This is a genomic window from Pseudomonas sp. NPDC087639, from assembly GCF_044743385.1.
Classification (GTDB): Bacteria; Pseudomonadota; Gammaproteobacteria; order Pseudomonadales; family Pseudomonadaceae; genus Aquipseudomonas.
This window is the reverse complement of the sequence record NZ_JBIUWI010000122.1, coordinates 3174-6907: the sequence shown is the minus strand read 5'-3', so window position 1 is coordinate 6907 and position 3734 is coordinate 3174. Positions and strand designations below refer to the sequence as shown.

Annotated in this window: 3 protein-coding genes and 1 pseudogene; 3 read left to right on the top strand and 1 reads right to left on the bottom strand. The window is 58.4% G+C overall.

Annotated features, from left to right (window positions below; genetic code table 11):
- Positions 1 to 1584 (bottom strand): DNA translocase FtsK 4TM domain-containing protein (locus ACIOVB_RS26650; protein WP_401272176.1); only part of this gene is annotated, 1584 nt, incomplete at its 3' end.
- Between the two features lie 503 nt (positions 1585 to 2087).
- On the opposite strand from ACIOVB_RS26650, the gene aat reads away from it, so the two are divergent.
- The 3 genes and pseudogenes from aat to ACIOVB_RS26635 all read left to right on the top strand — a co-directional run.
- Complete coding sequence (gene aat, locus ACIOVB_RS26645; protein ID WP_401272175.1) at positions 2088 to 2768, top strand: leucyl/phenylalanyl-tRNA--protein transferase; 681 nt, start codon at positions 2088 to 2090, stop codon at positions 2766 to 2768.
- A 57-nt stretch (positions 2769 to 2825) separates the two neighbouring features.
- The gene (locus tag ACIOVB_RS26640; protein ID WP_187678465.1) at positions 2826 to 3533 is read left to right on the top strand and encodes an arginyltransferase; all 708 of its coding nucleotides are present in this window, start codon (positions 2826 to 2828) and stop codon (positions 3531 to 3533) included.
- Positions 3534 to 3645: 112 nt separating this feature from the next.
- Positions 3646 to 3734: pseudogene (locus ACIOVB_RS26635) on the top strand (translation initiation factor IF-1); the annotation flags it as partial.

Here is a 3734-nt window from a genome sequence, read left to right as displayed (position 1 = left end):
CTCCATCTCGGCGACGCTCCAGCGCAGGGCGTTGGCGGCGTCCTTCATGTCGGTCACCACAGGGCACAGCAGGTGCGGAATGCCTTCGTAGATCGACAGCTCCAACATTTTCGGGTCGATCATGATCAGCTTGGCGTCTTCCGGGCCGGACTTGAACAGGATCGACAGGATCATCGCGTTCACGCCCACCGACTTACCGGAACCGGTCGTACCCGCCACCAGCAAGTGCGGCATCTTCGCCAGATCGGTAATAACCGGTTTGCCGCCGATGTCGTGGCCCAAAGCCAAAGTGACCGGCGACTTGAAGTTGTCGTACTCGGGGGTCGACAGCACTTCGGAGAAACGCACGATCTGCCGGTCTTCGTTCGGGATCTCGATACCGACCGTGGTCTTGCCCGGAATCACCTCGACCACACGCACACTGGTCACGGCCAGGGAGCGCGCGAGGTCCTTCGCGAGGTTGGAAATCCGACTGACTTTTACGCCGGCGGCAGGCTGGATTTCGTAACGGGTAATCACCGGGCCCGGGTGAATCGAATCCACCGTGACCTCGACACCGAACTCCTTGAGCTTGATCTCCAGCAAGTGGCCGACCGCAGCCAGAGACTCCGGCGAGTAATTGAGTTGTTTCTTTTCCGCAGGATCGAGGATCGAGATCGGTGGCAAGGTACCTTCCACAGCGCTGTCGACGAACAGCGGTGCCTGCTTCTCTTTCTGTACGCGCTTGCTCGGCTCCGACGCCTTGACGGGAGCCGGTGCAATAACCGGCGGCACCTGCTTCTCGCGGTCGGACATGTGCTTGCTCAGGGCCTGCTCACGTTCGATCAGGCGCTCCTTGACCTTGGCCTGCTCGCGCTTGTCGGTGACAGTCGGTGCGACCACATCGTGCACGCGGTCATCGACTTCACGCAGTTGCGCCACCAGTTGCTTGCGCTCGGTACGCGCTGACCACCAGCGGTTGAGCGCGCCCTGGAACAGTTCGAACAGATCGAGGGTGATCTTGCCGGTGATGTCCATCACCTTGAACCACGACAGATCGGTGAATACGGTCAGGCCGAACAGGAACAGCGCAATGAACAGCAATGTGCTGCCCTGAATATTCAGCGCGTTTTTGGCCAGATCGCCAAGACTTTCGCCCAACGCACCACCCGCGCCGGCCGGCAGACCGGTGGCGGCGTGAAAGTGAATATGCGCCAGCGCAGCGCCAGACAGCACCAAAAACACCAGACCGATCAGGCGCCAGGAAAACAGCCAGCCGCTCCACTGCCACGGTTCGTGGCGTTGGCGGAAGATCTGGTACGCCTTGATCGCCAGCAGCAACGGGAAGATATAGGCGAAATAGCCGAGCACCATGAACAAAATGTCTGCGCTGTAGGAGCCCGCCGGGCCGCCGAAATTCTGCACGTCGTCGATCTTGCTGTTGTGGCTCCAGCCCGGGTCGTCCTTGCCGTAGGTCAGCAAGGCCATCATCAGGAACAGGCACAAGGCGCCGATGGCGATCAATGCACCTTCCTTGAGTCGGTAGTGCAACTGCTGCCGCCAGAGCGGAACGACTGTTTTTGGTGCTTCGGTGGATTTCTTCAAAACGCTACTTTTCCTGCGCCCGAGGCGCGTCCATCTATTGAATGACGATAAAAAATTGCCCAATCCAGGCAGGTAAAAAAGTTGAAGGGCACAACAGAGACTACTTTTAACACTGTGCTGCCGATTTTATAAATACAGCTATAAACACGGCGCGCAGCGAATATTCTGTAACAGCCCGGCATTGTACGGGTTTGTGCGTCTGATGCCATGCTTCAAAGCCCAGTGTTGAGCATAGCCAAGCGTATAAAACCTGTGCGGCAATTTGAGCATGCATTACCTTTTGTGACAAAGGCTTATGAGGTGTATTTGATGAACGTAGCGAAGCATTGCCAGGCCGGTTGCAGGCCAGCCCGCAGCGCTCGCTTACGACCGCAGCAAGCTCACCAAGTTGCAGCCCTGCCTGCGTCAGGCAGGATCGGCACGACATTCGTGTCATTTAACGGCACACTTTAGCGCGGGCCGAACAGCCCGCACCGCCCTCCCCTTCCGCAAGCCTGGATGCCATGCTGACTTGGTTACAACGCAATTCCCTGACTTTTCCGCCGCTGGAAAAGGCCATGCGCGACCCCAATGGATTGCTCGCCGCCGGCGGCGACTTGTCCGCCGATCGCCTGATTCAGGCATATCGCCATGGCTGCTTCCCCTGGTTTTCCGAAGGCCAGCCGATTCTGTGGTGGTCGCCTGACCCACGCACCGTACTGTTTCCCGACGAACTGCATGTTTCGCGCAGCCTGGGCAAATTGCTGCGCCAGCAACGCTACCAAGTAACCTTCGATCAGGACTTCGACGCAGTGATCCGCGCCTGCGCGGCGCCACGGGATTACGCCGACGGCACCTGGATCACTGAAGCCATGCAGGATGCTTACGTAGAGTTGCACCGGCGCGGCTTCGCCCATTCTGTGGAAGTCTGGGATGAGGGCGAACTCGTCGGCGGCCTGTACGGGCTGGCGATGGGGCAGTTGTTTTTCGGTGAGTCGATGTTCAGCCGGGCCGACAATGCCTCCAAATACGGCTTTGCCACGCTGGTGCGACACCTGCAAGACTCGGGCTTCGTGCTGATTGATTGCCAGATGCCGACCGATCATCTGCACAGTCTCGGCGCCCGGGCGATTCCCCGCCTCGAGTTCGCCGACTATCTGGCCCGACACCTGGATCAACCCAGTCGTGCCAACTGGGTTTGCTGAGCGACTTTTGCGCGCGTGGCTTACACTTAATTCACCAGCTTATCCCGAGGGTTGATCATGACCGAGTTGGCGCGTTTGAAGTTCTATGCCACTCAACCTCACTCTTGCAGTTATCTGCCCGAGGAGCAGGCCACGACCCTGTTTCTCGACCCGAGCCAGCCCATGGATGTGCATGTCTACGCAGACCTGTCGGAAATGGGCTTTCGTCGCAGCGGCGACCATCTGTATCGGCCTCATTGCCAGAACTGCAATGCGTGCGTGCCTGCGCGCATTCCGGTGTCGCAGTTCATTCCCAATCGCCAGCAGAAGCGCATTTTCAGGCGCAACACCGATTTGCAGGTGCGCCCGGCGAAACCCCAGTTCAGTGAAGAATATTTCGATCTGTACCAACGCTATATCGAACAGCGCCACGCCGACGGCGACATGTACCCGCCGAGCCGTGATCAATTTTCGACCTTTCTGGTACGCGACCTGCCCTTCTCCCGTTTCTACGAGTTCCGTCTCGACGGACGGTTGCTGGCCGTAGCGGTGACCGATTTACTGCCTAACGGCTTGTCGGCGGTCTACACGTTTTACGAACCGGCCGAAGAACGCCGCAGCCTGGGACGCTTTGCCATTCTTTGGCAAATTGCCGAGAGCCAGCGCCTCGGGCTTGAGGCGGTTTACCTGGGTTACTGGATCAAGAACTGCAAAAAGATGAACTACAAGACGCAATATCGCCCCATCGAACTGCTGATTAATCAGCGCTGGGTGATCCTGAACTAAACCCAAACCCTAAACCCCTTGGCGTAAACCCCATTTTTCGGGCACAATGCACGCCGCTTTTGCCTGGCGCAGTTGCACCGGGCCATTCATTGGATACCGAGGGCTTTACTGCATGTCGAAAGAAGACAGCTGCGAAATGGAAGGCACGGTCGTCGACACCCGGCCCAACACCTGGGTTCGGGGGGAGGTGGTCCAGGGGCA